Below are 26,823 nucleotides of genomic sequence, written 5' to 3'. Positions count from 1 at the left end.
GATTCGAAAGGTCAGTAGCTGGCGCGGGAGGAGTCGTCGGTGGCGATGAAGCGCGCGGCCAGAGCCTCGGACGCCCGTGCGAGCAGAGCGACATCCGCCCCGACGGCCACGAAGTCGGCACCGGCGGCGAAGTAGGCGTCGGCGGTTGCAGGGTCGAACGCGTTGACGCCGACGGCTTTACCTGCCGCCTTGACCGCGGCGAAGACCTTCTCGACGGCAGCCGTGACCTCGGGGTGGGTCTGCTGGCCGAGCAGGCCCATCGACGCGGACAGATCGGAAGGGCCGACGAAAACCGCGTCGACGCCGTCGACCGCGGCGATGTCGGCTGCGGCCTCGACGCCCGCCGCCGTCTCGATCTGCACCGTGAGCGAGATGTGCTGCGCCGATTCCTGCAGGTAGCGATCGACACGGTTCCAGCGCGCGCTGCGGGCGAGGGCGCTGCCCACTCCGCGCACGCCCTCGGGCGGGTAGCGGGTGGCCGCGACGGCGGCGCGGGCCTCGTCTGCGGAGGAGACCATCGGCACGATCAGGTTCTGCGCTCCGAGGTCGAGGATCTGCTTGATCGCGACGGTGTCGTTCGACGGCACCCGCACGAGCGGGGCGACCGGGTACGCGGCGACAGCCTGGAGCTGCACGAGCACGGACTCGAGCGTGTTCGCCGAGTGCTCCATGTCGATCAGGAGCCAGTCGAGTCCCGACCCCGCGGCGACCTCGGCGAGCAGCGGGCTGCCGGAGCAGACCCACATGCCGACGAAGGGGCGATCGGAGTCCGCGATCTGCTCGCGGAACGAAGGGGCTAGACGAAGCGGCATGCAATTGTTCCCATCGGTCCGTAATCGCACAGCACCTCGTCGCCACGCGACACCCACATCGGGCGTGTGAACGATCCTGCCAGGATGATCTCTCCGGCCTCGAGACGCGCGCCGTGCTGATGGAACTTGTTCGCGAGCCAGGCGACCCCGGTGGCCGGGTGACCGAGCACCCCGGCGGCGACACCGGTCTCCTCGATCTCACCGTTGCGGGAGAGGACACCGGGAACCCAGCGCAGGTCGATCTCATCGGGGCGCTTGCGCACGGTGCCGAGCACCATCGCGCCGTACGCCGCGTTGTCGCTGATCGTGTCGACGATCGTGCGGCCCTCGAGCTCGATGTGCGAGTTCAGCACCTCGAGCGCGGGGACGGCGTAGTCGATCGCCGCGAGAGCGTCGTCGAGGGTGCAGTCGGGGCCCTCGAGCGGGGTCTTCAGCACGAAGGCGAGCTCGACCTCGATGCGCACGTTCGAGAAGTGGTCGACCGGGATATCGGCTCCCGAGTCGTAGACCGTGTCGTCGAACATCACCCCGTAGTCCGGCTCGGTGATGCCCGTGGCCTGCTGCATCGCCTTCGAGGTCAATCCGATCTTGCGACCGACGAGTCGACGGCCCGCGGCGATCTGCGAGTCGCGCCAGACCCCCTGGATCGCGTAGGAGTCCTCGACCGTGGCCTCCGGGTACCGAGCCGTGATGCGCGGGATCACGGAGTGCGTGCGGTCGGCCTCCGCGAGTTCCGCCGCGATCTGCGTGATCGTCTCTGCTGACAGCATCCGTGCCCCCTTAGAGCTGGTGGCCCAGCTTGTACTCGCCCTGCTTGTACTCGGGCATGTCCTTGTCGTCGTCCGCACGCGTGTACGAGAAACCATCGGCGCCGATCGTGACCGCCATCTCGGAGTCGTCGGTACGGGCCACGACCGGCTGCGGGTTGCCGTCGAGGTCGAGGACCAGCGAGGCATCCGTGTACCAGGACGGGACGACGGGGTTGCCCCACCAGTCGCGACGCTGGTTGTCATGGACGTCCCACGTGATGACCGGGTTGTCGGGGTCGCCCGTGTAGTAGTCCTGCGTGTACACCTCGACGCGGTGGCCGTCGGGGTCGCGCAGGTAGAGGTAGAAGGCGTTCGAGACGCCGTGACGCCCGGGGCCGCGCTCGATCGAGTCGGAGCGGCGGAGCGCGCCGAGCTTGTCGCAGATCGCGAGGATGTTGTGCTTCTCGTGGGTCGCGAAGCACACGTGGTGCATGCGGGGGCCGTCGCCGCCGGTCATGGCCGTGTCGTGCACCGTGGGCTTGCGGCGCATCCAGGCGGCGTAGACGGTGCCCTCGTCGTCCTGGATGTCCTCCGTGACGCGGAATCCGAGATCCTGCATGAACCCCACGGCGCGCGGCACATCGGGGGTGACCTGGTTGAAGTGGTCCAGCCGCACCAGCTCGCCGGGGATGTGCAGGTCGTAGCGCCACGACATCCGCTCGACGTGCTCTGTCGCGTAGAAGAACTCGTAGGGGAAGCCGAGCGGGTCGACCACGCGCACCGAGTCTCCGATGCCCGTGACGAAGCCGTTCTCATCGCGTCGCACATCGCAGCCCAGCTCGGTGTAGAACTCCACCGCGCGGTCGAGGTCTTCGGGAGTGCGGACCCGGTACGAGAAGGCGGCCACGGCGGCGATCGGGCCCTTGCGCAGCACCAGGTTGTGGTGGATGAACTCCTCCGTCGACCGCAGGTAGATCGCCTCGTCGTCCTCCGCGGTCACGTACAGGCCCAGGATGTCGACGTAGAACTGCCGCGAGGCCGCGAGGTCGGTGACCACGAGCTCCATGTACGCGCAGCGGAGGATGTCCGGCGGCGAGCTCTGCGGCGTCGCGATGGGGTTCTCGGAGCGGATCGGCGCCTCCTGGGAGACGTAGAAGCCGGAGGAGGTCAGGGTCATGTCGTCGCGGTGTGTCATGTCAGCGTCCTTGCGTGAGGTTCCGGTCGCACTCTCTGTCGCATCCGCGTCGGTGGGGCGGCGGAGAGTGCGACCGGAACGAGACAGTGGGTCAGTTCTTGCCGAAGGTCGGGTTGTGGGCGGGTCCGAGCGTGATGTGCACGCTCTGCTGGTCGGTGTAGAAGTCGATCGAGCGGTAGCCGCCCTCATGACCGAGACCCGAGGCCTTCACGCCGCCGAACGGGGTGCGGAGGTCGCGCACGTTGTTGCTGTTCAGCCACACCATGCCGGCCTCGACCGACTGCGCGAAGTTGTGCGCCCGCTTGAGGTCGTTGGTCCAGATGTAGGCGGCGAGTCCGTACTTGGTGTTGTTCGCGAGCGACAGCGCCTCCTCGTCGGAGTCGAACGGCGTGATCGCGACGACGGGTCCGAAGATCTCCTCCTGGAAGATCCGGGCGTCGGGGGAGACGTCGGCGAACACGGTCGGCGCGACGAAGTTGCCCTCCTCGAAACCCTCGGGACGACCGCCGCCGGCGACGAGGCGGCCCTCGGTCTTGCCGATCTCGACGTAGCTCATGACCTTCTCGTAGTGCTCGGGGTGAACGAGGGCACCGACCTCCGTGGCGGGGTCGTGCGGGTAGCCGACCTTGACGCGCTTCGCCTGAGCGGCGTAGCGCTCGACGAACTCCTCGTAGATCGAGCGCTCGACGAGGATGCGGGATCCAGCCGTGCAGCGCTCGCCGTTGAGGGAGAAGACGCCGAAGATCGTGGCGTCCACGGCGGCCTCGAGGTCGGCGTCGGCGAAGACCACGGCGGGCGACTTGCCACCGAGCTCCATCGACAGCCCCTTGAGGAACGGCGCGGCGTTGCCGAAGATGAGCTGTCCGGTCGAGCTCTCACCCGTGAAGGAGATGAGCGGCACGTCGGGGTGCTTCACGAGCGCGTCGCCCGCGTCCTCGCCGAGGCCGTTCACGAGGTTGAAGACGCCCTTCGGCAGCCCCGCCTCCTCGAAGATGCCTGCCCAGAGGGACGCGGAGAGCGGCGTGAACTCGGCAGGCTTCAGCACGACCGTGTTGCCGGTCGCGAGCGCGGGACCGAGCTTCCACGACTCGAGCATGAAGGGCGTGTTCCACGGTGTGATGAGCCCGGCGACGCCGATCGGCTTGCGGTTGACGTAGTTCATCTGGCGCCCTGGCACCTTGAAGGCGTCGTCGGACTGCGCGACGATCAGGTCGGCGAAGAAGCGGAAGTTCTCGGCGGCGCGACGGGCCTGACCCAGTGCCTGCGTGATCGGGAGGCCCGAGTCGTACGACTCGAGCGCGGCCAGACGCGCATCGCGCGACTCGACGATGTCGGCGATCTTGTGCAGCACCCGCGACCGCTCGCGGGGGAGCATGCGCGGCCAGGGGCCCTCATCGAACGCGCGCTTCGCGGCGGCGACGGCGAGCTCGATGTCGGCCTTCTTGCCCGCTGCGGCCGTCGTGTACGCCTGGTTGGTGACCGGGTCGAGCACGTCGAACGTGTCTCCATCGACGGAGTCGACGAATGCGCCGTCGATGTAGTGCTGGATGTGGTCGGGGAGGTCGGCGGGGATGCGCGAATCGGTCATGAGAATTCTCCGGTCGTCTGGGCAGAAGTCGTCTGGTCGGAAGTCGTCTGGGTGGAACGGGCGTGCAGCGCGTCGAGGAACGCGTCCATGGTGCGCCAGCGGTGGTTGCGGGCGGCGAGTTCGATCTCGAGAGGGTCGGCACCCGCGCGGATGAGATCGAGGATCTCGGTGTGCTCCTCGACCGAGTGCTGGGCGCGTCCGGGGATCGATGCGAACGTCGTGTCGCGGATGCCGGAGAGCCGCGACCAGCCGCGGTGCACGAGATCGAGCAGATGCGGGTTGGGGCACGGCTCGAACAGCACCGAATGGAACTGGCGGTTGAGCTCGGTGAAGGCGTGGGCGTCGAGTTGGTCGAGCATCTGCGCCATCCGCTCGTTGATGCGGGTGGCCTCATCGAGGGCGGCGTCGTCGAGAAGGGGAGCGGAGAGCGCGGTGGCGCAGCCTTCGACGAGGCCGAGCGTCTGCATGGTGTGGGCGTATTCGCTCTCGTCGACGAGGGTCACGCGTGCGCCGACGTTGCGCTCGAACGTCACGAGTCCTTCGGCTTCGAGGCGGCGGATGGCTTCGCGCACCGGGACGACGCTCATCTGGAGGTCGTCCGCGATGGATCCCAGCACCAGACGATATCCAGGGCTGAACATATGACCCGTGATGCGGGAGCGGAGCCACTCGTAAGCCACCTCGGACTTGCTGGCCGCCGTCGTGGTCATCGTGCGCTCCGATCGCCGGCGCTCCGGTCCGAGATGGCCTCCTCGTAGCGGGCTCGCCACTCGGCGTTCAGAGGGAACAGCCCGTCGACGGGGTGGCCGGCGGCCACCTGCTCGGCGATCCAGGCGTCTTCGATCTCCTGCGCGACGGCGCTCGCCGCGACCTCGGCAGCCAGCGCCGGGGGGATGACGATCACGCCGTCGCTGTCGCCGACGATGATGTCGCCCGGCTGCACGGTCGCGCCGCCGCAGGAGATCGTGACGTCCACATCCCATGGCACGTGCTTGCGGCCGAGCACGGACGGATGCGCGCCCTGCGAGAACACGGGGAGACCGATCTCGGCCACGGCGTCGAAGTCGCGGACGCCCCCGTCGGTGACGACCCCGGCCGCTCCGCGGACCTTCGCGCGCAGGGCGAGGATGTCGCCGAGGGTGCCGGTCGTGGCATCCTCTCGGGCTTCGATCACGATGATCTCGCCCTCTTCCACGGCGTCGAACGCGCGCTTCTGGGCGTTGTAGCCGCCGCCGTGGGAGGCGAAGAGGTCTTCGCGGAACGGCACGAAGCGCAGCGTCTTCGCGGTGCCGACGATCTTGCTGCCGGGGATGTTCACGGACACGCCGTCGATGAAGCAGGAGTGGTGTCCACGCTTGCGGAGCTGCGCCGACAGACCGGCCGTCGGCGCCTCGAGGAGCTGGGCGCGCAGCTCGGGGGAGAGCCCGTGCGTCTTCTCGAGGGGCGGCAGGCCTGCCTCCTCGCGAGAGCCCCACGCTTCTGTGCGCTGCAGGTCGTCGACGGCGGGGAGCGATCCGAGGTCGCCGTCGAAGGGCATCTCGCCCTGCGTGACGGTGGTGATGAGACGGCCCGAGGTCGGAGCGCCGGGGGCCTCCGGGGCATCCACCTCGACCTCGACGACGTCGCCAGGGACGATGACCGAAGAACCGGCGGGAGTGCCGGTGAGGATCACATCGCCGGGCTCGAGCGTGAAGTGCTGGGACAGGTCGGCCACGAGCTGCGCGAGCGGGAAGATGAGGCCGGCGGTGGTGTCCTCCTGACGGAGCTCTCCGTTCACCCAGGCGCGCACCCGGAGGGCGGCGGGGTCGACCGTGCGGGCGTCGATGAGGTCGGGGCCGAGCGGCGTGTATCCGTCGCCGCCCTTGGAGCGGACGTTCGAGCCCTTGTCGTTCGCGCGCAGGTCGTACAGGCCGAGATCGTTCGAGGCGGTGACCCAGCCGACGTGGTCCCAGGCGTCGTCGAGCGAGACCCGGCGGGCGGGAGTGCCGATCACGAGAGCGATCTCGCCCTCGAAGGCGAGCAGCTCGGTGCCGGCAGGGCGCTCGACGGTGCCACCGGAGACGCCGACCGAGCTGGCCGGCTTGAAGAAGTAGGAAGGGGAGGCAGGGCGCCTGCCGCGCTGGTCGGCGCGCGAGGCATAGCTCAGGTGGATCGCGATGATCTTGCCGGGGCGGGTGATGGGGGCCGTCACGGGGCGCCTCCTTGCGCTCGTCTGCGATGTCGTGCGTGACGCCTTGTGCGTCGTATTCGAAATCATATATCATCGGTTCACCCCTCGGCAAGCACTTCGGATCCGCTCCGCTGCACGCCGTGACAATGCGGTCACAACCAAAGGAGACACCCCATGAGTGGGCAGTCACAGGCTGGGTTCACGCCCACCGGAACCATCGCGACAGCGGCCGATCGGCGCCGTGTCGTGTTCGCCACCGTCGTCGGCACCACGGTCGAGTGGTACGACTTCTTCATCTATGCCACGGCCGTCGGGCTCGTGTTCGGTCAGCTCTTCTTCGCCCCGCTCGGCGAGAACAGCGCCCTGATCGGCTTCGCCACGGTCGGTGTCAGCTTCCTGTTCCGTCCCCTCGGCGCCTTCCTCGCCGGCCACTACGGCGACAAGCTCGGGCGCAAGGCCGTGCTGATGTGGACGCTGATCCTGATGGGTGCGGCCACCGCCCTCATCGGCATCCTGCCCACGTACGAGACCATCGGACTGATGGCGCCGATCCTGCTGGTGCTGCTGCGCATCGTGCAGGGCATCTCGGCAGGCGGTGAGTGGGGCGGTGCCGTGCTGATGGCCGTCGAGCATGCGCCCCGCAAGAAGCGCGGCATCTTCGGCGCGTCCCCGCAGATCGGCGTGCCTCTCGGCCTCCTGCTCGCCTCGGGTGTGATGGCGCTCATGACGGTGATCGCCCCCGGCGACCAGTTCCTCGCGTGGGGCTGGCGTGTGCCGTTCCTGCTCAGCGTGGTGCTGATCCTCGTCGGGTACTACGTGCGCCGCAAGGTCGAGGAGAGCCCGGTCTTCACCGAGCTCGCCGCGCGCAAGGAGAAGGCGCGGATGCCGATCGCGCAGCTGTTCCGCAAGCATCTGCTGCTCGTGATCATCGCCGCGTTCGTGTTCGCCGGCAACAACGCCGTGGGCTACATGACCACGGGCGGATACATCCAGGGGTACGCCACGGACCCCGCCGGCCCCATCGGCCTCGAGCGCGGCCCCGTGCTCTGGGCGGTCGCCGGATCTGCGGTCACCTGGCTGCTCACCACGCTCCTCGCGGGGTGGTTGTCCGACCGCATCGGCCGCCGCACGACGTACATCGTCGGCTGGGCGCTGCAGCTGGTCGGTGTGTTCACGCTGTTCCCGCTGGTCAACACCGGCGAGATCGGCCTGCTGTTCGCCGGGTTGGCGATCCTCACGATCGGCCTCGGATTCACCTACGGTCCGCAGGCGGCGCTGTACGCCGAGCTGTTCCCCGCGAGCATCCGGTTCTCCGGTGTCTCGATCTCGTACGCGATCGGCGCCATCGCCGGCGGTGCGTTCGCCCCGACGATCGCGACGGCCATCGTGAAGGCGACCGGCTCGACGGGGGCCGTCACCTGGTATCTGGCCGGAATGACCGTACTGGGTCTCGTCGCGACCCTGCTGCTCCGCGACCGCTCGGGCATCCCGCTCGGACCGGATCATGAGGAAGAGCAGTCCGTCAGCCCGATCTACGGACTCGCCAAGGCCTGACCTCGCGCGGATGGCATGACGTGCTCCCGTCGCGCTTCCTGTCGTCTGCCATACGGCGACGACAGGAAGCGCGGCGGGAGCTTCGTCTCGAGGGCTGCGCGCGCGTCAGCCGTCGAGAGCGTCGCGGATGTCGGACGCCGCCTGTCGGAGTCGCGCGGCGATCTCGGCATCGTCGAGGTCTGTTGCCACGTGCACGACGGCGATCGCGGCCGGGCGCTGTCCGCGCAGGGTGAGCGGGACCGCGACGGACTGGACGGTGGGGATGACCTCGTCGTGGCTCGTCGCATAGCCGCGGGCACGCGCCGCATCGACGTCGGCAGGAAGCGATGCGGGAACCTCCTCCGGCCATTCCGCGACCGGCACCTGCGCGAGGATCGCTTTCCCTGGGGCGCCGACCGACACCGGGTGTCGGGCGCCGGGGCGTTGGGCGACACTCGCGACCGCGTGCCGAGGCTCGACGCTGGCCAGCGTGATGCACTCGGTGCCGTCGAGGACGGCGAGGAAGCATGTCATGCCGAGTTCGTTGGCGATCGCCGTGAGCTCGGGAAGCGCCTCGGCCTGCAGGTCGTGCGCGACCCCGGCCGCGAGTGCTGCCATGCGCGCCCCGAGACTCACCGCTCCGGAGGCGTCGCGCGTGACCAGCCCGTGGTCTTCGAGCGTGCGCAGCAGGCGATACGCGATGGAGCGGTGCACACCGAGACGGGACGCGATCTCGTCGATCGTCAGGGGGCCGCGGGCATCGGCGAGTACCTCGAGGATGCGGATGCCGCGACTGAGAGTCTGGGAGGCGGGCGAGGGGATCGTGCTGTCGGGCATGCGGGTGCTCCCTTGCGATCGCGGACGGCGCGGTTTAGGCTGTGTTCAATAGTAGAACGGTGTGTTCGAATATAGAACACAATGGCGTCGGGTGCAAGACCCGATGAACCACCTCCGACAGACACACCCGACGATGACGTCCGGAAGGAATCGACGACGATGCAGTTCCACCACCACGGCTACGTCTCCGCTGACCCGCGCGTGCAGGGCGCCGCCGGCATCGGGGTCGCGCGGCCCGCCGACCTCCCCGACGAGATCGATGTGCTCATCGTCGGGTCGGGGCCTGCGGGGATGCTGCTCGCCGCCCAGATGGCGCAGTATCCCGACATCTCCACCCGCATCATCGAGAAGCGCGACGGGCGCCTTCCGCTCGGCCAGGCCGACGGCATCCAGCCACGCAGCGTCGAGACGTTCCAGGCGTTCGGTTTCGCCGAGCGGATCATCGCCGAGGCGTACAACATCGGCTGGATGAACTTCTGGGGTCCGAACCCGGACAAGCGCGACGAGATCGTCCGCACCTCGCGCACCTCCGACTACGCCTACGACATCTGCGAGTTCCCGCACCTCATCGTCAACCAGGCCCGCGTGCTCGACTACTTCGCCGAAGCCGCGGCGAACGGGCCCGGCCGGATCGTGCCCGACTACGGGGTCGAGTTCACCGGCCTCACGGTGCACGACGAGGGGGAGTACCCCGTCGAGGTCGGCATCCGCTACGTCGCGGGGGAGCGCTCGGGCGAGGAGCGGACCATCCGTGCCAAGTTCGTCGTCGGCTGCGACGGCGCCCGCAGCGGTGTGCGTCAGGCGATTGGCCGCACGCACGTGGGCGCCTCGGCCGCGCACGCCTGGGGCGTCATGGACGTGCTCGTCAACACCGACTTCCCGGACTGGCGCACCAAGTGCGCGATCAACTCCGAGGCGGGCAACATCCTGCACATCCCGCGGGAGGGCGGATACCTCTCGCGCATGTACATCGACCTGGGCGAGGTCGCAGACGACGATGACCACCGCGTACGGCAGACGCCGATCGAGGAGATCATCCGCCGCGCGAATGAGATCCTGCACCCGTACACACTCGATGTCCGCGAGGTCGCCTGGCACAGCGTGTACGAAGTCGGTCACCGGGTCACCGACGGCTTCGACGACGTGATCGACGGTTCGGGACGCACGCCCCGGGTGTTCCTCACCGGCGACGCGTGCCACACACACAGCGCCAAGGCGGGCCAGGGCATGAACGTGTCGATGCAGGACGGCTTCAACCTCGGGTGGAAGCTCGGCTCGGTGCTCTCGGGCCGTGCCCCGGAAGCCCTGCTGGCCACGTACGGTGCCGAGCGGCGGCCCGTGGCGCAGCAGCTGATCGACTTCGACCGCGAGTGGTCGAGCCTGATGGCGCGGAAGCCCGAGGAGATCTCCGACCCCAACGAGCTGGCGACCTACTACCTCGCCACGGCAGAGTTCCCGTCGGGGTTCATGACGCAGTACACCTCGTCGATGATCACCGGAACCGACCGGCACCAGGATCTGGCCGTGGGTTTCCCGCTCGGGAAGCGCTTCAAGTCCGCCGAGGTCGTGCGCGTGGGCGACGGCAACGTGGTGCACCTCGGGCACCACGCGAAGGCCGACGGCCGCTGGCGGGTGTACGCGTTCGGCGACCGCACCGGTGAAGGGCTCGCCACATGGGCGGAGGCGGCCGAGCCGCTGTTCGCGCGCTTCACGCCGGAGGACGCCGACGTCGATGCCGTCTTCGATGTCAAGGCGGTCTATCAGCAGCCGTTCGAAGAGGTCGAGGTCACGTCGGCTCCCGCGCTGTTCCAGCCGAAGACCGGGCCGCTCGGACTGACCGACTGGGAGAAGGTGTACGCGGCGGGCCCCAGCAAGTGGACCGAGACCGACATCTTCGCCGCGCGCGAGCTGTCGCGCGACGGCGTGGTGGTCGTGGTGCGGCCAGACCAGTACGTGGCAGCGATCCTGCCGCTGTATGACACGACCGAGCTGGCCGACTTCCTCGAGGGGGCGCTGCTTCCGGCGCGTTGAGGTCCCGGGCTCCGCTCCGCGTCCGGCGGAGATCCCCTCGACGGGCGGAGCGTCGGCCCCGGTCGTTCCGCCCGAGGGTGAGTTCTCCTCCCGGGGCGGCGGGGCTCCTGGACATGACATGTGTCACGTCCAGGAGATGACACCGCCCTCCGGCGCCACCGCCCGCATCGGACGAGGCTGGAGGCATGAACAACTCCTTCGTGGACGGGACGGCGACGCGGGCCTCCGCTCGACCGGTGACCGCCGCCCCGACCGATGAACCCGTGGTGCTCGAGCTGAGCGCCGTGAAACGACACTTCGGCACGGGCGACCGCCGGGTGCAGGCTGTCGACGGGGTCGACCTGTCGATCCGACGTGGCGAGGTCGTCGCGCTGCTGGGACCGAACGGTGCGGGCAAGACGACCACGCTCGACATGCTTCTCGGGCTCACCGAGCCCAGCAGCGGCACCGTGCGAGTGCTGGGGGCGACACCGCAGCGCGCCACTTCCAGCGGTTCGATCGGGGCGGTGCTGCAGACCGGGGGCCTGCTCGGCGACCTGACCGTCGGAGAGACGGTGCGGCTGATCGCTTCTCTCCATGGAGCCCACGCCCTCGACCGGGTGGACGAGGTCATGGCCCGCGCCGACCTGGAGCATCTCGCCCGCCGAAGGGTCTCGAAGTGCTCCGGTGGTGAGCAGCAGCGCGTGAAGTTCGCGCTCGCGATGGTGTCCGACCCCGACATCCTGGTGCTCGACGAGCCCACGGCGGGAATGGACGTCACGGCCCGGCGGCACTTCTGGGATGTCATGCGGGCGGATGCGGATGCCGGGCGCACGATCGTCTTCGCCACCCACTATCTCGGGGAGGCCGAGCAGTTCGCACGCCGCACCGTGGTGATGCATCGCGGGACGGTCGTCGCCGACGCCCCCACCGCGCTGCTGCGCGCCAGCCTCGGAGAACGGACCGTCTCGGCGACGGTCGACGAAGACGCGGCCGTGCTCGTCACCGTGCTGAGCGCGGCCGATGGTGTCGCCGGCGTGCGGCTCGACGGCGATCGTCTCAGCCTGCGTACCGCTGACTCCGACGCCGCCGCCCGCATCCTGCTCGACAACGGTGCCCATGACCTGGAGATCGCCGCGCCCACCCTCGAGACCGCCTTCACGGCACTGACGGAGAACTGACATGCTCGTCTCACCCACCATGCTGCGCATCGAAGGCCTCCGCCAGCTGCGCAACCCCTATACGCTCGCGTTCACTCTGGCGATGCCGGTCGCGATGTACCTGCTGTTCGGCGCCGGAATGGGCTACGGCTCGCTCTCTGCCGGTCACGGGAACGTCTCCTTCTACGTGATGACCTCGATGGCGGCCTATGGCACGGCGGTCGCCATGAGCTCGCTCACGTCGCTCGCCGCGACGGAGGCCAAGCAGGGGTGGGGACGCCAGCTCGCGATGACCCCGCTCACGACGGCCGGATACGCGGTGACGAAGCTGATCACCGCGGTCGCCTTCGCGGCGCTGGCGCTGGTGGCGGTGTTCACCGCCGGGATGATGACCGGTGCCGAGGCGGAAGACGCCTGGCGCTGGGTCGCGACGGCGGGCATCATCCTCGGGATCGGCCTCATGTACGGACTCTTCGGTCTCGGCGTCGGACTGTTCTTCAGCTCCGACTCGGCAGCGGCACTCGCCTCGATCTCGATGACGTTCTTCGCGTTCTTCGGCAACGTGTTCATGCCGCTCGACGGTGTGATGCTCGACATCGCGCGCTTCACCCCCCTGTACGGCTTCGTCGCCCTGAGCCGGTGGCCCCTCACCGACGGGACGCTCACGACGGGACAGACCGATCCGCTGTGGATGCTGTTCCTCAACGTCGCCGTCTGGCTCCTGCTGTTCGCCCTCCTCGTCATGATGGGGATGAAGCGCTCGCGGGCGCGGCAGTAGCGGCCCCGACGGCGGCACAGGGCGACAGTAGGTTGGACGGATGACGCGACACACGAACCCGGAGAGTCCAGAGACGCCAGGGTCCGCCCGCGAGGCCGCGTCGTTCGCGGCGGCGGGCGCGGCCCCGGCGGCATGGGCGGCTCCTGGGGCGCGTCGCGATACGGGGAAGGACCCGTGGGCGCGGTTCGGCTGGCTGATGGCCGTGATCTGGCTCGTGTTCCTGGTCTATCCGGTGATCGCGCTGCTGCGCTCGGAAGCGCCGGTCCCGTGGGTCGTGGTGGGGTGGGCTGCACTGGTCGCGTTCGTCGTGCTGTACGTCACCGGTTTCATGCACGGGATGCGGGGCGGCGGCGGACTGGGTCGCGCACCCTCGCGGAGGCAGTGGATCACGTTCGTCGCACTGATCGGGTGCGTCGTGATCTCGATCCCGGCGGAGGGAGGATCGGCGCTCAGCTTCCTGCCGTTCCTCATGTCGTTCGCCTCCTACGGGCTGACGCGCCTGTGGCACTGGATCACGACGATCGCCGCGGTCACGGTGACGGCGTTGTGCGTCTTCCTGCTTCCTGGGGGGATCAGCTATCTGTCCGTGCTCGCGATCGTGGCGCTGCTCGGCGTGGTCAACACGGTGTCGACGTGGCTCATCCTGCGTTCGGCGGAGGCGGAGAGGCTCGGCCTCGAGCTGGCGACGAGCGAGGGGCGTGAAGCGGTGGCCCGCGACGTGCACGACCTGATCGGGCACTCGCTGACCGTCGTCGGGCTCAAGGCGCAGTTGGTGCGGCGGCTGATGGACTCCGATCCCGAACGGGCCAAGGCCGAGCTGGCCGACATCGAACGGCTCACGGCGGAGGCGATCGCGGGCGTCCGCTCGACGGTGGCCGGCGCGCGGGGGACCACGCTCGTGGAGCAGCTCGCCTCTTCTCGCGACTCGTTCCGCGCGGCGAACATCGCTCTGCAGGTCGAGGGGGAGCCGAGCGCGCTGTCGCCGGTGCAGGCGATCACCGCGAGCTGGATCCTCCGCGAGGCGACCACGAACACCCTCCGGCATTCTCGTGCTCGAACGGTTCGGGTGAGGTTGCTTCCCGGACGCCTGGTGGTGGAGGACGACGGAGTGGGTGTCGGCCTGGTGGAAGGCAACGGCATCCGCGGCATGCGTGAACGCGCGGCGGCGGCCGGTGCGTCGTTCGTCCTGGGGCCCGTCGGCGACGCGGGCACACGCGTGGAGGTGACCTGGTGAACGCATCGAACCGCGACATCGGCATCCGCTTGCTGATCGCCGACGATCAGGCTCTCGTGCGGGGCGCGCTCGGGGCGTTGCTCGAGTTGGAGCCCGACCTCACCGTGGTCGGCATGGCCGCGGACGGGGCGGAAGCCGTGCGGCTCGCGGAGGAGCTGCGACCGGACGTGTGTCTCATGGACATCCAGATGCCCGGGGTGGACGGAATCGATGCGACACGGCGCATCCGCGAGGTGAGCGGGGGCACACGCATCCTCGTCGTGACGACGTTCGCCCGCCCCGGCTACCTGCGCTCCGCCCTGGAGGCCGGTGCCAGCGGCTTCATCGTGAAGGACACCCCCGCCGATGAACTGGCCGAGGCGGTGCGACGCGTGCAGTCCGGCTTGCGCGTGCTCGATCCGGCGCTCGCCGCAGACAGCCTGTTCGACGGTGCGAACCCCCTGAGCGATCGGGAACGACAGGTGCTGCGACTCGCCGTGGACGGCCGTTCCGCCGCGATGATCGCCGCCGAGGTGTTCCTGTCAGCGGGAACCGTGCGCAACCACCTCTCCGCGGCGATCGGGAAGACCGGGGCGGCGAACCGTGCGCAGGCGGTGCGGATCGCGCTCGACAAGGGGTGGATCTGACGGGCGGTTCGCTCACTGTCGAATGTCGCTGGTCGAATGTCGCTGGTCGAATGTCGCTGGTCGGATGTCGGTGCTCACGCGTACCGTTGGCGGCGACGGGCGACGGCGCCCGACAGGAGGAGCACCTGATGGACTGGAAGATCGAACTCATCTTCGTGCCGGTCACCGACGTGGACCGCTCGAAGGCCTTCTACGAGAAGATCGGCTTCAACGCCGATTGGGACCAGACGCCCACCGAGGGACTGCGCTTCGTGCAGATGACGCCACCGGGGTCGGCATGCTCGATCGCGTTCGGCACCGGCCTGGGCATCGACCTCGAGCCGGGCAGCCAGAACACGATCCAGGTCGTGGTCCCGGATGCCGATGAGGCGCTCGCCCACCTGCAGGGTCTGGGCGTCTCCGCTCGCGGGGTGCAGGAGCTGGACTGGGGGCGTTTCGTGTCGTTCGACGACCCGGACGGCAACTCCTGGACGCTGCAGCAGCTCCCCGACTACGGAGCGTAGGGCCCGGCGTCGGCGACGATCTCGATCTTGAAGCCGGAGGCGTTCTCGAGCCACCCGGCGTAGTGCCGGTCGCCGCCGGCGTGCGGATAGCGGTCGGCGTAGAGCGGATCCCAGCCGTGGGCGGGTGCTCGCGCCATGAGCGCATCGACCGCAGCGCGCGCACCGCCGTGGAACGCGAGATGGTTGAGTCCGGGACGTCGGCGGTCGTGCGTCGAGCCCGACAGATTCGGAGACGTCGTGAGAGTGAGGTAGGCGCTGTCGGCGACCCACGATTCGCCGCCGGGCCATTCGCTGTCGAGCGTGAAACCGAGGCGCTGCAGGATCCAGCGCCATTCCGCGCGTACCGCGTCGAGATCGACGATCCACAGTTCGACGTGATGGAAACCCGGCATGGTCCGAGTCTGCCAGGGGAGAGCCGGCGGAGCGGACGATGCCCGTGGTGGTTCGAAGCTCCCGCGACGACGCTCCGGCAGCCGTTCTCCGTGGCACCCTCCACCGGCATTCACCTCGAGGTCACGAGCCGGTCATCCGACGCCCGTACCGTCGCGACGGACCGCGCTTCGAAAGGACCTCCTCGCAATGACCTCCCCCTCCCGGCCGAAGCGAGGACGACTCGCTCTCCTCGGCGCCGCCATCGCTCTCGCCGGAATCCTCGTGGGCCCGCCCGCACATGCGGCGGACGGATCGCTCGCGGTCGACTCCCCGAGCATCGCGATCGACGAAACCGTGACCTTCACGTTCGATGCCGGCACGGCTGTTCACGACCGCAACTGGATCGGGATCTATCGCGACGGCGTGGTGCCCGGTGGTCCGGCGTCCCTGGACTGGCGATACGTACCCACCGCGGCGGGTGAGGTCACCTGGAACCCTTCGACGCGTGAGGGGTGGACCCGCAACTCGTCGACGATGGGAGCGGGGGAGTACGACGTCTATCTCCTCGAGGACGACGGCTACAACGTGCTCGCCGGACCCATCGACCTCACCGTCACGGACGATGACGCCGAGCCGCCCGTCACGCCTGCTGAGCCGAAGCCGGAGATCGAGGGGAAGAGCGGCCTCAACGTGCTGACGTTCAATGTGTGGCACGGCGGCACGCAGGTCGCCGACGGGGCACGGCAGATCGCCGACATCATCACGCAGACCGATGCCGATGTGACGTTCCTGCCCGAGGTGGGTCAGGCTCCCGCCCAGGTCGCGGCACTGCTCGGGTATCAGCACCTCACTGCGACCGACACCGGCATCGTCTCGCGGTATCCGATCCTCTCGACCGACACGGTCGGGCGCTGGTGGTCGAAAGCGGTGCTCGATGTGAACGGCTCCGAGGTGGTCGTCTACGGCGGTCACCTGGAGTACCGCTGGTACACGACCTACCTTCCGCGGGGGTACGGCGGCGAGGTCTTCGGCGACTGGCCGACCGGCTGGAACACCTGGAGCAAGCTCGGCGCTCCCGTGACCGATGTCGAGGCGATCCTGAAGGCGAACGAGCAGTCCGGCCGCCCCGCTGCTGCTGCGGATCTCGTCGCCGACATCGACGCCGAGCGAGCGGCGGGACGACTCGCCGTCGTGGGCGGAGACTTCAACGAACCACCCTCGCAGGACTGGACGGCTGCCACCGCCGGTCTCTTCGACCACAACGGCGTCGTCGTCCCCTGGCAGACGACCCAGAGGCTGCTCGACGGGGGACTGGTCGACGCCTTCCGCACGGTGCACCCCGACCCGGTGGCGAACCCGGGCTTCACCTGGCCTTCGGACAACCCTCTGTTCCCCACGTCATCGCTCACCTGGGCGCCGGAAGCGGATGAGCGCGACCGTATCGACTACATCTTCGCGACGCCGGACCGGCGGCTCTCGATCGACGGAGCGGCCGTGGTCGGTCCACAGTCGACCATCGTGCGCAACGCGCGCGTCGTCGACGACAGCGCCGATGAGATCTTCACTCCGGATGCCGTCTGGCCCTCCGATCACAAGGCGGTCCTGGCGAACTTCACGGTCTGCGACGAGGGGTGCGCGAAGCCCGAGCCCGAGCAGCCGAACGTGCAGCTCGGCGCGGCCTCGGTCGCTGCCGGAAGCGACGTCACGATCTCGGGTACCGATTTCCCCGCCACGACCGCGCTGCGGATCGAGCTGCGTTCGACTCCGATGCCGCTCGGGACGGCGACGACGGATGCGTCGGGCGCGTTCCGTGCGACCGTCACCGTTCCCGCGGACGCATCCCCCGGGGCTCACAGCATCGTCGTCATCGACCCCGATGGTGCGGAGACGACCGTCGCGCTCACCGTGACCGCTTCTATCGGTGGCGAATCGCCAGGGGGTACCCCGGGCGGCGCACCCGGCACCGGGGGAGCCGCAGCCCCCGGATCCGGGGGCGGGACGGTGAAGAGTGACAGCCTCGCCACCACCGGTGCCGACAGCATGCCGTTGCTCCTCGGCGGAGCGCTGCTGCTCGGCGTGGGGCTGGGCCTGGTCGTGTGGCGACGGCGTCGGCGTCACGGTTGATCCGACGGGCGGTGCCGGCCCGGCCTCAACGTCGTGCCGGCATCGCCCGATACCGATCCCGATACCGATCCCGATACCGATCCCCGGAGCAAATGCGCCGAGGTCAGGAGTTCACGCGGATGATCTCCTGCTGGTAGGGCGCGATCACGTCGCCCGAGATGCGCAGATCGAGGAGCAGGAAGGAGCGCGTCGCCGGGTCCTCTTCCGCCCAGCTCGCGAGGCGTTCGAGGTCGGAAAGCGCGCGCACCACCACGCCCTCGGCGCCGACCGCAGCGCCGAATGCCGCGAAGTCGACCTCGGGAATGCGCATCGGGCCCTCCGCCAGCCCCTTGAGACCGTAGAGGTTCACCTCGGCACCGTAGGCGGCGTCGTTCCAGACCACGGCCATGCCGCGGCCGCCGGCAGCACGCACCGCGGATTCCAGATCCGCGATCGCCATGAGCCCACCGCCGTCGCCCGATGTCAGCACCACGGTCGATTCCCGTCGTGCCAACGCCGCACCGACCACGCTCGGCCAGCCCTGCCCGATCGACTGGAACGCGGTGCCGACCATCATCATGCGGTCGGGAGCGGCGACCGGCCAGTACATGTTCGCCCACCCGATGAAGTGCCCGCCGTCGGACACCACGACGCGGTCTTCCGGGAGCAGCTCGGCGATGCGGCGGGCGGCGGAGCGCGGGTCGAGGCGTCCGTCCGGAGCGAGCTCGTCGCCGGCATCGTACGTGCGCGCGGACGCGACATCGACCGTCTCGCGCCACGGGCTCGCCGATCCGGCCGACCCGATCCTGGCGACGAGGTCCTCCGCGGCCAGACGTGCGTCGGCACGCACGAAGCCTCCGACGTGCGCGTGTGTCGCAGCCGGTGCGATGTCGATCTGGAAGACGCGCGTGCCCGGAGCGAACAGTTCGCCGAACCGCATCGTGAACTGGTTCAGCGCGGCACCGAACACGACGACGACGTCGGCGGAGCGCACGAGCTCCATCGCGCCATCGGCACCGAAGCCGCCGGTCACACCGAGGTCGTAGCGCGTGTCGGGGAACACCCCGCGGCCGAGAGCCGACGATGCGGTGAGGGCTCCCGTCACGGCCGCAAGTTCTCCCAGCGCGGCGCTCGCTCCGGACAGCCACGCGCCGCGACCGGCGAGCAGGAACGGCCGCTCGGCACCTGCCAGCGCGGCGGCGATCTCGTCGAGCATCGCGTCGGCGAACTCCCCGCGCGGGGGGAGCGGAGCGGGGATCCGCGGAGACGGCGCCTCCGGGACCTCGCCCGCCTCGAGCGCCGCGACGTCGTACGGGATCGCGAGGACGACGGGCACCCGGTAGGTGAGGGCGTGCTCGATCGCGATGACGGTGGTGGCGGCGGCGTCCGCACGCCCCACGGTATAGGTGCGGGCACCCACGGCGGAGGCGAGAGCGATCTGGTCGACGTCCCAGGGGCGGGGACCGGACGTGGGCTCGTCTCCGACGACGAGGACGAGCGGCACGTGCGCCTGCACGGCTTCTGCGAGCGCGGTCAGGGTGTTCGTGAAACCGGCGCCGTACGTCGACGTGCCGGCGGCGATCCGACCCGACGCCCGGAAATGGGCGTCGGCCGCGACCACGGCGCCCTGTTCATGGCGGACAGCGGTGAACACGGCATCCGTCTGCGTCTCGATCGCGTCGAGGAAGTAGGCGTTGCCATTGCCCATCACCCCGAACACGGCGTCGATGTGCTGGGCGAGAGTGAGGGCGACGTGCGCGGACACGGTGGGCATGCGAAAGCCTTTCGAGACAGGGACGGAGGTAGTGCGGAATCCGTATGTGTCTCGCCTCTGCGTCTTCGCGGAGTGCTTCGTGCCTCTTTTTCAGGCACCGGCCGGGCCGGACCCGCTCAGTCTACCGGCGGGAGACCTTTGCGGAATGCGGGAGAATGCAGGAATGACTGATGCAGAGATCGAGCGCGAGACACTCACCTGGGACGGCTTCGGAGCGGCGACGCGCGATCTGGCACGGAACATCCTCGACAGCGGCTTCATGCCCGAGGTCGTCGTGGCCATCGCGCGCGGCGGACTCCTCCCGGCAGGCGCGATCGCCTACGGTCTCGGCGCCAAGAACTGCGGAGCGATCAACGTCGAGTTCTATACCGGCATCGGCACCGTGCTCGACGCACCGGAGGTGCTGCCTCCCGAGCTCGACATGGCGTACCTGGACGGACGCCGCGTGCTGCTCGTCGACGATGTCGCGGATTCGGGTCGCACGCTCGCCCTGGCCGTGCAGCTGCTGAAGGACAAGGGGGCCGACGCGCGGTCGGTCACGATCTACACCAAGCCGTCGACGATCATCCAGCCCGACTTCGCCTGGAAGGACACCGACCTCTGGATCGACTTCCCGTGGTCGTTCCGTGGAACCGTCCGCGAAGAGGATCAGGGGCTCGCGCCCTCCGCCTGAGCCTGCTGCGCGCGGGTCACGCGTGCAGCAGCGAACGCAGCGTCTGGATCGTGTCGGCCTCGACTGCGGTTTTGTCGGTGCGGTATCCCTTCACGCGAGCGAATCGCAGCGCGATGCCTCCCGGGTATCGCGGTGAGCGCTGCACGCCGTCGATCGCGATCTCCACGACGAGCTCGGGGCGCAGGAACACGGTCGACGCGGTGCGGTGCGACTCGTGCTCGGGGAACTCCGCGGTCTGCCACCTCAGCAGTTCATCGGTGAGCCCCTTGAACGTCTTGCCGACCATGACGAACCCGCCGGGGTCGCCGAACTCCCCTTCGGGGTCGCGGGCACCGAGGTGGAGGTTCGAGAGCCAGCCGCGACGTCGTCCGGAACCCCATTCCGCACCGAGCACCACGAGGTCGAACGTCAGGACCGGCTTGACCTTGATCCAGGACTTGCCTCGGCGGCCCGCCGCGTAGGGCGCGTCGATCGCCTTGACCACGACGCCTTCGTGGCCTGCGGCGAGGGCGTCGCGCGACAGCTGCTCGGCGGCATCGGCATCGTCGGTGACGAGGCCGGGCATCCGCCATTCGCCGGCCACGCGTTCCAGTTCGGCCAGCCGCACGGACAGCGGCTCGTCGATCAGGTCGCGCCCATCCACGTGCAGCACATCGAAGAACCACGGCCGCAGGACGAGTTCGCGGGACACATCGGCGCCGAACCGCGACATCGTCTCCTGGAACGGGAGCGGCCCTCCGTCCTCGTCGAGCGAGAGCGTCTCCCCGTCGAGGATGACATCCGTGACGGGGAGCGCGCGCACGATCTCGACGAGCTCCGGCACCCGGTGGGTGACGTCGGCGAGGCTCCGCGTGTAGACGCCGACCTCGTCGCCATGACGGTGCACCTGGATGCGGGCGCCATCGAGCTTGTACTCGACCGACGCCTCGCCGGTGATCTCGAGCGCGGCGGAGGGAGTCGGCGCGGTGGCCGCCAGCATCGGCAGGACGGGGCGTCCGACCTGCAGACCCACGGCTTCGAGGTCGCCTTCGTCTCCGGTGAGTGCGATGCGGGCGGTCTCGCCGAGATCGCCGGAGAGCATGGCTGCGCGCCGGACGGTCGCCGGCGCTCGATCGGAGGCCCGGGCGATCGCGTCGAGCAGCACCCCGGACAGAGCGCCGGTGCGCAGCTCGCCGAGCATCGCCCGGACGAGGAAGTCCCATTCGGGGGCCGTGGCGCGGGAGGCGAGTTCGCCGAGGATGCTGCTCCGGGCGGAGGTGGAGCCGGAACCGGACGTCGCCGCCAGCGAGTCCAGGGCCCGGTCGACGTCGAGCACGGACAACGTCGGACTCTCGGTGTGCGTGATGTCGAGGGCGGCGATGCCTCGCCACCCGACCCCGAGCTTGCCCTGGCGGGGAGCCGCGAGGAGAAGACCCATGACCGCGGCGATCTCGCTCGGTTCTGCCTGCGTGAGCAGGTCGGCGAGGGCCTCGATCTTGGCGAGCCGGGACGACGTGGCTCCGACACGGTCGGTGGTGGAGACGAGCTCTGCGAGCAGCATGTGGGCATTCTCGCACCGGGGTACGACACTCGGGTGGCAGGGGTCTCCCACCTGGTGCGCTGACGGGCCCGCTCAGCGCCCGCGGAACTCGGGCTTCCGCTTCTCCTGGAAGGCCGCGAATCCCTCGCGGTAGTCGGAGGTGTCGCACAGCGCGGCCTGCGCGGCGTTCTCGATGCCGACAGCGTCCCACAGCGCGAGCCGCTCGTCGCGGATGCGGGCGATGATCTCCTTGCTCGCCAGGAACGCCGCCGTGGCGCCGCGCGCCGCCGTCGCTGCAGCATCCGTCGTCGCCTGCACGACCTCGTCATCCGGGAACACGCGCGAGAACAGGCCCGATGCCACGGCCTCCGCGCCACTCATGAGGCGGCCCGTGTAGATCAGGTCGAGTGTCTTGTGCGCCCCGAGCCGATCGAGGAATAGGGCATGGCCGCCGGAGTCGAGTGTCGCGCCGAGTGCCGCGAACGGGGAGCCGATCTTCGCAGACTCGGCTACGTACACGACATCGGTCGCGATCAGGAGGCCGAGGCCGACCCCGAGGCACGCTCCGTGCGCGACGGCGAACGTCGGCGCGGGAAACCGGGACATCCTCTGCAGCAACGGCGTCACGAGGCCGCCGAGGTAGCCGAGCACATCGTCATCCCGCGGGTCGACGCCGGAGATATCCCGCCCAGCGCAGAACCCGCGTCCTTCGCCACGGAGCACAAGGGCCCGCACGCCCGCCGTCTCCGCCTCGACATATGCGGTGTCGAGTTCCGCCAGCCCCTGTTCATCGAGGGCGTTCCGCTTCGACGGCGCGTTCAGCACGATCGTGGCGACGTCGTCGGCGATGGTGAGGTCGATCATGGGGCCTCCGGGGTCAGACGTCGTAGTCGACGACCACGCGGTCGCTGGTCGGGTGGGACTGGCAGGTGAGCACGAATCCGCGTTCGAGCTCGTCGGGCTCGAGCGCGTAGTTCTCGGTCATGGTCACGCTGCCCTCGATCACGCGCGCGCGGCACGTGCCGCAGACGCCGCCCGCGCAGGCGAACGGAGCGTCGGGCCGCACGCGCAGCGCCGCGTTGAGCACCGACTCGTGTGCATCCACCGGGCTCTCCACGGTCGAGGAGACACCGTCGAGCGTGACCTCGATGCGCACGGTCTTCTCGCCGGCGCGCACCTGCACCGGCCGGGCCGCACGTGCCGGTTCATCACCGGTCGTGAACAGCTCGAAGCGGATGTGCGAGCGATCGACCCCGACATCGGCCAGCACCTCGCGACAGAGGTCGACCAGCGCGAGAGGTCCGCACAGGAACCATTCATCGACGGTCGCGGGCGGGATGAGGGTGCCGAGGATCGTGCGGAGCTTCTCCTCGTCGATGCGTCCGGACAGCACAGGTGCCGCCCGCTGCTCTCGGGACAGCACGTGGTGGAGCACGAGCCTCGTCGGGTAGCGGTCCTTGAGGTCGGCCAGGTCTTCGAGGAACATCACGTCGAGCGTCGCGCGGTTCGTGTAGAGCAGGGTGAACCGCGACGTGTCCGACCGGTTCAGCACCGTGTGCGCGAGTGCCATCAGCGGCGTGATGCCGGAGCCGGCGGCGATCCCCACCACATGGCGGTCGTCGAGGTCGTCGAGCGCCGAGGTGAAGGTGCCCTGCGGGCTCATGACGTCGATCTCGAAGCCGGCGTGCAGGCCTGTCTGCGCCCACGTGGAGAAGAGTCCGCCCTCGTCGCGCTTAACGGCGACGCTCAGCCGGGTGTCCTGTCCGTCGTCGCGATGCTCCGGTGCGCGGCACAGCGAGTAGGAGCGCCGCACCTCGACGCCGTCGAGGGTGGTGCGCAGGGCGACGTACTGACCGGGAAGGTGGTCGTATTCGTCGGCGAGCGCGGCCGGGACCGTGAACGTCACTTCCACGGCATCCTCGGTGAGCGGACGCACGTCTTCGACGACGAGGGTGTGGAAGCGGGCGCGCTTCCGGGGGGAGGTCGCGCGTGCGGCGGTCGTCCGCGGCGTGGGCGCGGGCGCCGAGGTGAAGAGCGACATGTCAGTGCACCTTGAAGTGGTCGAAGGGCTCGAGGCAGGCGCGGCACTCGAAGAGCGCCTTGCACGAGGTCGAGCCGAAGTGGGAGACCTCGCGGGTGTCGAGCGACCCGCATCGCGGGCAGCGCACGCTCAGCGCCAGGCGGATCGGCCCGGTCGAGACGGCGGCGCGGCCGGAGGGCGGCGCGATGCCGTACTCCGCGAGCTTCGTCTTGCCGGCTTCCGTCATCCAGTCCGTCGTCCAGGCGGGCGAGAGGACCAGCCGCACATCGACCCGGTCGAAGCCGGCGGCGGTGAGGGCGAGGATCACATCGTCTCGGATCGTGTCCATCGCGGGGCAGCCGCTGTAGGTCGGCGTGATGTCGACGTGCACCCGGGTGCCGTCGACCTCGACCGCACGGAGCACGCCGAGGTCCTCGATCGTGAGGACGGGGACCTCGGGGTCGGGAACGGAAGCGGCGATCCGCCAGGCGGCCTGCGTCGGAGTGAGAGTCACCATGTCGCCCCCGGATGCCGTCGCGCGAGCACCTGCATCTCGGCGAGGATGTGCCCGAGGGGGGTCGCGTGCGCGCCGCGACGCCCGCCCGCCGACGACGACATGACGTCAGGAACCGTCAGCTCCGCCTCGGTGAACACGGTCGCGACCACCCCGTCGAACCCGGGACGCAGGCGCGACGGGGACACGGCCGCATCGCCGAGTCGCTCGATCAGCTCATCGTCGCGGAACAGCTCGTCGACGTACGGCCAGACATCACCGATCGCCCGGATGATGCGGGTGCGGGACTCCTCGGTGCCGCCCGCGAGGCGCAGCATCCACTGCACGGCGTGATCGCGGTGGTAGTCGACCTCCTTGAGCGATTTCTCGGCGATCGCGGCGAAGGTCTCGTCGCTGCTGCCGCGCAACGCGGTGTAGAGCTCGAACATGTAGGTCGCCACCACGAACTGTCGGGCGATCGTCTGGGCGAAGTCGCCGTTGGGCTGCTGCACGATCCACGCGCAACGGAACTCGGGCTCGTCGCGGAAGAAGGCGAGGTCGTCTTCGCTGCGGCCGTCGTACGACCCCGCGTAGTGCAGGAACGAGCGCGCGTGGCCGAGCAGGTCGAGGGCGATGTTGCCCAGGGCCACGTCCTCCTCCAGCTCCGGGGCCCGCGAGATCCAGGCGCCCAGCTGCTGGGAGAGGATGAGGGCGTCGTCTCCGAGGCGCAGTGCGTACTCGGCGATGTCGGCGGACGTGGCCACCGCGCCGGTGCCGGAGAGCTCCTGCGAGAGGCGGAGTTCGTCGACCGAGACGTCGCCGTGGATGTCGCCGTGAACGTCGACGTCCTCGGGCGCGGTGGTCGGGTGCGGTGTGCTCACAGGTGCGGCACTCCCTCGGAGGCCGTGTAGTACACGGCGTGGCGGTAGTTCTTGCCCGCGGGGCTCTCGAAGTATGCGCCCTTGGCGTCGGGATCGCTCGTGGTGATCGCGTCGGCGGGCGCCACCCAGATCGACACGCCCTCGCCGCGGCGGGTGTAGAGGTCGCGCGCGTTGCGGATCGCCATCTCGGCGTCGGGCGCGTGCAGCGAGCCGACGTGCACGTGGCTGAGCCCGCGATTGGCGCGCACGAACACCTCCCACAGCGGCCAGGGTTCGCGCTCATCCGCGCCCGGTGTCGCCATCACGCCACCGCCTTCGTCTCGAGGGACTGCTTGCGGGCATACTCTGCGGCGGCCTCGCGCACCCAGGCGCCCTCTTCGTGGGCCGTGCGCCGGCGCTCGAGTCGCTCGGCGTTGCACGGCCCGTTGCCGCGCACCACCTCGAAGAACTCGTCCCAGTCGATCTCGCCGATCACATACTGGCCGGTCTGCTCGTCGAAGCGCAGATCGGGGTCGGGCAACGTCACCCCGAGGATCTCGGCCTGGGGCACGAGCATGCCGACGAACCGCTGGCGCAGCTCGTCGTTCGAGAACCGCTTGATCTTCCACTTCATCGACTGCGCCGAGTTCGGGGACTGGTCGTCGGGCGGCCCGAACATCGCCAGGCTCGGCCAGTACCAGCGGTTCACGGCATCCTGTGCCATCTCGCGCTGCTCCGCGCTGCCCTGCATCAGCGTGAGCAGGATCTCGAAGCCCTGCCGCTGGTGGAACGACTCCTCCTTGCACACGCGCACCATGGCGCGGCCGTACGGACCGTAGGAGGCCCGGCACAGCGGCACCTGATTGCAGATCGCGGCGCCGTCGACGAGCCAGCCGATCGCGCCCATGTCGGCCCAGGTCGGGGTGGGGTAGTTGAAGATCGACGAGTACTTCGCCTTGCCGCTGATGAGCTGATCCATCATCTCGTCGCGCGTGGTGCCCAGGGTCTGCGCCGCGGAGTAGAGGTAGAGACCGTGGCCGGCCTCGTCCTGCACCTTCGCCATGAGGATCGCCTTGCGCTTGAGGCTCGGCGCGCGTGTGATCCAGTTGCCCTCGGGTTGCATGCCGATGATCTCGGAGTGCGCGTGCTGGGAGATCTGCCGCACCAGCGTCTTGCGGTAGGCATCGGGCATCCAGTCGCGGGGCTCGATGCGCTGCTCGTTCGCGATGAGCTCGTCGAAGAGACGCTCCTCATCGGAGAGCTCGCCCACCAGGGACAGGTCTGCGGGACTGGTCATCGTCGACTCCTCGGCCTCCGGCCAACTTTACTGACCGATCGTTAGGTAATTCTGACACAGAGCACGGCCGGTTTCAAGGCGGGTCTGTCAGAGGGAGCGTGAGATCAGCTCGAGGAGCGCACGACCGTAGGCCTCGGCAGGGTCGGGGTGCTCGAACGCGATCACTTCGCCGCCGATCTCGATGTCGACGCGGAATGCATCGTCGAGGCGCACCAGCGCGCGGAAGGTGCCCCGGAGCAGGTCGCGCAGCTGATCCTCCCGCGGCAGCCACACCGCATCCGCGAGGGTCACCGCATCGAGCGCCCATTCCGTGGTGCCGTTGAACGCCAGATCGGTGCCGCTCGGCGTCTGGCGGGCTTCGATCGTCATCTCGCTGACCGTGAAGACCTCGGCCTCCGCTTCGAACTCCACCTCGTCCGGCAGGTCGAGCTGGAAGCGGTCGCCCTCGGCGGGATGCCAGACGAGTCCGGAGTCTCGCAGGGCGACGGCGAGCTCGCGTGTGATCATCTCCTCACGC

Annotated in this window: 26 protein-coding genes; 9 read left to right on the top strand and 17 right to left on the bottom strand. The window is 69.3% G+C overall.

Translation table 11 applies throughout. The features are described 5' to 3' along the window. Positions 1-11 precede the first annotated feature (11 nt). The 6 genes from GZ64_RS0108160 to GZ64_RS0108135 all read right to left on the bottom strand — a co-directional run bounded on the left by GZ64_RS0108160 (position 12) and on the right by GZ64_RS0108135 (position 6,535). On the bottom strand, positions 12-812 hold the full coding sequence (locus tag GZ64_RS0108160) for an HpcH/HpaI aldolase family protein (RefSeq protein WP_029265847.1): 801 nt from the start codon (positions 810-812) through the stop codon (positions 12-14). Then, the gene (locus tag GZ64_RS0108155) at positions 797-1,582 is read right to left on the bottom strand and encodes a fumarylacetoacetate hydrolase family protein (protein ID WP_029260485.1); all 786 of its coding nucleotides are present in this window, start codon (positions 1,580-1,582) and stop codon (positions 797-799) included. Before GZ64_RS0108155 ends, GZ64_RS0108160 begins: the two co-directional genes overlap by 16 nt. A gap of 10 nt (positions 1,583-1,592) precedes the next feature. After that, the gene (hpaD, locus tag GZ64_RS0108150) at positions 1,593-2,756 is read right to left on the bottom strand and encodes a 3,4-dihydroxyphenylacetate 2,3-dioxygenase (RefSeq protein WP_021198828.1); all 1,164 of its coding nucleotides are present in this window, start codon (positions 2,754-2,756) and stop codon (positions 1,593-1,595) included. Between the two features lie 91 nt (positions 2,757-2,847). Beyond that, positions 2,848-4,344, bottom strand: coding sequence for a 5-carboxymethyl-2-hydroxymuconate semialdehyde dehydrogenase (gene hpaE, locus GZ64_RS0108145; RefSeq protein WP_021198827.1), 1,497 nt, complete (start codon positions 4,342-4,344; stop codon positions 2,848-2,850). Then, positions 4,341-5,054, bottom strand: coding sequence for a GntR family transcriptional regulator (locus GZ64_RS0108140; RefSeq protein ID WP_021198826.1), 714 nt, complete (start codon positions 5,052-5,054; stop codon positions 4,341-4,343). The genes hpaE and GZ64_RS0108140 overlap by 4 nt, the downstream gene beginning before the upstream one ends. Then, complete coding sequence (locus tag GZ64_RS0108135) at positions 5,051-6,535, bottom strand: fumarylacetoacetate hydrolase family protein (RefSeq protein ID WP_036331203.1); 1,485 nt, start codon at positions 6,533-6,535, stop codon at positions 5,051-5,053. Before GZ64_RS0108135 ends, GZ64_RS0108140 begins: the two co-directional genes overlap by 4 nt. A 153-nt stretch (positions 6,536-6,688) precedes the next feature. Between GZ64_RS0108135 and GZ64_RS0108130 the strand changes: the two genes are divergently transcribed. Then, positions 6,689-8,068 carry an MFS transporter gene (locus GZ64_RS0108130; RefSeq protein WP_021198824.1) on the top strand — a complete coding sequence of 460 codons (1,380 nt, stop codon included), beginning with the start codon at positions 6,689-6,691 and terminating at the stop codon, positions 8,066-8,068. A gap of 105 nt (positions 8,069-8,173) precedes the next feature. Here GZ64_RS0108130 and GZ64_RS0108125 read toward each other — a convergent pair whose 3' ends face one another. After that, a complete protein-coding gene (locus tag GZ64_RS0108125) occupies positions 8,174-8,884 on the bottom strand; it encodes an IclR family transcriptional regulator (protein WP_029265840.1) in 711 nt (236 codons plus the stop codon). A gap of 159 nt (positions 8,885-9,043) precedes the next feature. Here GZ64_RS0108125 and GZ64_RS0108120 point away from each other — a divergent pair, with 159 nt between their 5' ends. The 6 genes from GZ64_RS0108120 to GZ64_RS0108095 all read left to right on the top strand — a co-directional run bounded on the left by GZ64_RS0108120 (position 9,044) and on the right by GZ64_RS0108095 (position 15,195). Then, on the top strand, positions 9,044-10,915 hold the full coding sequence (locus GZ64_RS0108120) for an FAD-dependent monooxygenase (protein WP_029265838.1): 1,872 nt from the start codon (positions 9,044-9,046) through the stop codon (positions 10,913-10,915). 185 nt (positions 10,916-11,100) lie between these two features. After that, complete coding sequence (locus tag GZ64_RS0108115; protein ID WP_081859700.1) at positions 11,101-12,075, top strand: ABC transporter ATP-binding protein; 975 nt, start codon at positions 11,101-11,103, stop codon at positions 12,073-12,075. Between the two features lies 1 nt (position 12,076). Next, positions 12,077-12,832: an ABC transporter permease gene (locus GZ64_RS0108110; protein WP_021198820.1), complete on the top strand. Its 756-nt coding sequence runs from the start codon at positions 12,077-12,079 to the stop codon at positions 12,830-12,832. Positions 12,833-12,872: 40 nt separating this feature from the next. Beyond that, a complete protein-coding gene (locus GZ64_RS0108105; protein WP_029265834.1) occupies positions 12,873-14,066 on the top strand; it encodes a sensor histidine kinase in 1,194 nt (397 codons plus the stop codon). Further along, on the top strand, positions 14,063-14,692 hold the full coding sequence (locus tag GZ64_RS0108100; RefSeq protein ID WP_442922234.1) for a response regulator: 630 nt from the start codon (positions 14,063-14,065) through the stop codon (positions 14,690-14,692). The genes GZ64_RS0108105 and GZ64_RS0108100 overlap by 4 nt, the downstream gene beginning before the upstream one ends. Positions 14,693-14,820: 128 nt before the next feature. Next, positions 14,821-15,195 carry a VOC family protein gene (locus GZ64_RS0108095; RefSeq protein ID WP_021198817.1) on the top strand — a complete coding sequence of 125 codons (375 nt, stop codon included), beginning with the start codon at positions 14,821-14,823 and terminating at the stop codon, positions 15,193-15,195. Here GZ64_RS0108095 and GZ64_RS0108090 read toward each other — a convergent pair. Then, entirely contained in the window at positions 15,183-15,587 is a 405-nt protein-coding gene (locus tag GZ64_RS0108090; RefSeq protein ID WP_029265829.1) for a VOC family protein, read from the bottom strand. The two genes, GZ64_RS0108095 and GZ64_RS0108090, sit on opposite strands and share 13 nt — an antisense overlap. Positions 15,588-15,774: 187 nt before the next feature. On the opposite strand from GZ64_RS0108090, the gene GZ64_RS19675 reads away from it, so the two are divergent. Continuing rightward, positions 15,775-17,691 (top strand): endonuclease/exonuclease/phosphatase family protein, encoded by a 1,917-nt coding sequence (locus tag GZ64_RS19675; RefSeq protein ID WP_081859699.1) that lies wholly within the window; start codon positions 15,775-15,777, stop codon positions 17,689-17,691. Between the two features lie 103 nt (positions 17,692-17,794). Here the strand turns inward: GZ64_RS19675 and GZ64_RS0108080 are convergent, their stop codons facing one another. Beyond that, positions 17,795-19,444, bottom strand: a complete 1,650-nt coding sequence (locus tag GZ64_RS0108080; RefSeq protein ID WP_029265825.1) for a thiamine pyrophosphate-binding protein — start codon at positions 19,442-19,444, stop codon at positions 17,795-17,797. A 163-nt stretch (positions 19,445-19,607) separates the two neighbouring features. Between GZ64_RS0108080 and GZ64_RS0108075 the strand changes: the two genes are divergently transcribed. Further along, a complete protein-coding gene (locus tag GZ64_RS0108075) occupies positions 19,608-20,117 on the top strand; it encodes a phosphoribosyltransferase (RefSeq protein WP_029265823.1) in 510 nt (169 codons plus the stop codon). A gap of 16 nt (positions 20,118-20,133) precedes the next feature. On the opposite strand, the gene GZ64_RS0108070 is transcribed toward GZ64_RS0108075, so the two are convergent. The 8 genes from GZ64_RS0108070 to GZ64_RS0108035 all read right to left on the bottom strand — a co-directional run bounded on the left by GZ64_RS0108070 (position 20,134) and on the right by GZ64_RS0108035 (position 26,813). Then, positions 20,134-21,657, bottom strand: a complete 1,524-nt coding sequence (locus GZ64_RS0108070) for an ATP-dependent DNA ligase (protein WP_029265821.1) — start codon at positions 21,655-21,657, stop codon at positions 20,134-20,136. A gap of 72 nt (positions 21,658-21,729) precedes the next feature. Then, entirely contained in the window at positions 21,730-22,500 is a 771-nt protein-coding gene (locus tag GZ64_RS0108065) for an enoyl-CoA hydratase/isomerase family protein (RefSeq protein WP_029265819.1), read from the bottom strand. A gap of 13 nt (positions 22,501-22,513) precedes the next feature. Next, the gene (gene paaE, locus GZ64_RS0108060) at positions 22,514-23,677 is read right to left on the bottom strand and encodes a 1,2-phenylacetyl-CoA epoxidase subunit PaaE (protein WP_029265817.1); all 1,164 of its coding nucleotides are present in this window, start codon (positions 23,675-23,677) and stop codon (positions 22,514-22,516) included. Between the two features lies 1 nt (position 23,678). Continuing rightward, positions 23,679-24,173, bottom strand: a complete 495-nt coding sequence (gene paaD / locus GZ64_RS0108055; protein ID WP_029260501.1) for a 1,2-phenylacetyl-CoA epoxidase subunit PaaD — start codon at positions 24,171-24,173, stop codon at positions 23,679-23,681. Further along, complete coding sequence (paaC, locus tag GZ64_RS0108050; RefSeq protein ID WP_029265815.1) at positions 24,167-25,030, bottom strand: 1,2-phenylacetyl-CoA epoxidase subunit PaaC; 864 nt, start codon at positions 25,028-25,030, stop codon at positions 24,167-24,169. Before paaC ends, paaD begins: the two co-directional genes overlap by 7 nt. Then, positions 25,027-25,332 carry a 1,2-phenylacetyl-CoA epoxidase subunit PaaB gene (paaB, locus tag GZ64_RS0108045; protein WP_017828375.1) on the bottom strand — a complete coding sequence of 102 codons (306 nt, stop codon included), beginning with the start codon at positions 25,330-25,332 and terminating at the stop codon, positions 25,027-25,029. The genes paaC and paaB overlap by 4 nt, the downstream gene beginning before the upstream one ends. Continuing rightward, positions 25,332-26,306: a 1,2-phenylacetyl-CoA epoxidase subunit PaaA gene (gene paaA, locus GZ64_RS0108040; RefSeq protein ID WP_021198807.1), complete on the bottom strand. Its 975-nt coding sequence runs from the start codon at positions 26,304-26,306 to the stop codon at positions 25,332-25,334. The genes paaB and paaA overlap by 1 nt, the downstream gene beginning before the upstream one ends. Positions 26,307-26,393: 87 nt before the next feature. Next, a complete protein-coding gene (locus tag GZ64_RS0108035; RefSeq protein ID WP_029265812.1) occupies positions 26,394-26,813 on the bottom strand; it encodes a hypothetical protein in 420 nt (139 codons plus the stop codon). Positions 26,814-26,823: the final 10 nt, after the last annotated feature.

This window comes from Microbacterium sp. Cr-K32, from assembly GCF_000708345.1.
Classification (GTDB): domain Bacteria; phylum Actinomycetota; class Actinomycetes; order Actinomycetales; family Microbacteriaceae; genus Microbacterium; species Microbacterium maritypicum_A.
This window is presented reverse-complemented; position numbering and strand designations above follow the sequence as displayed.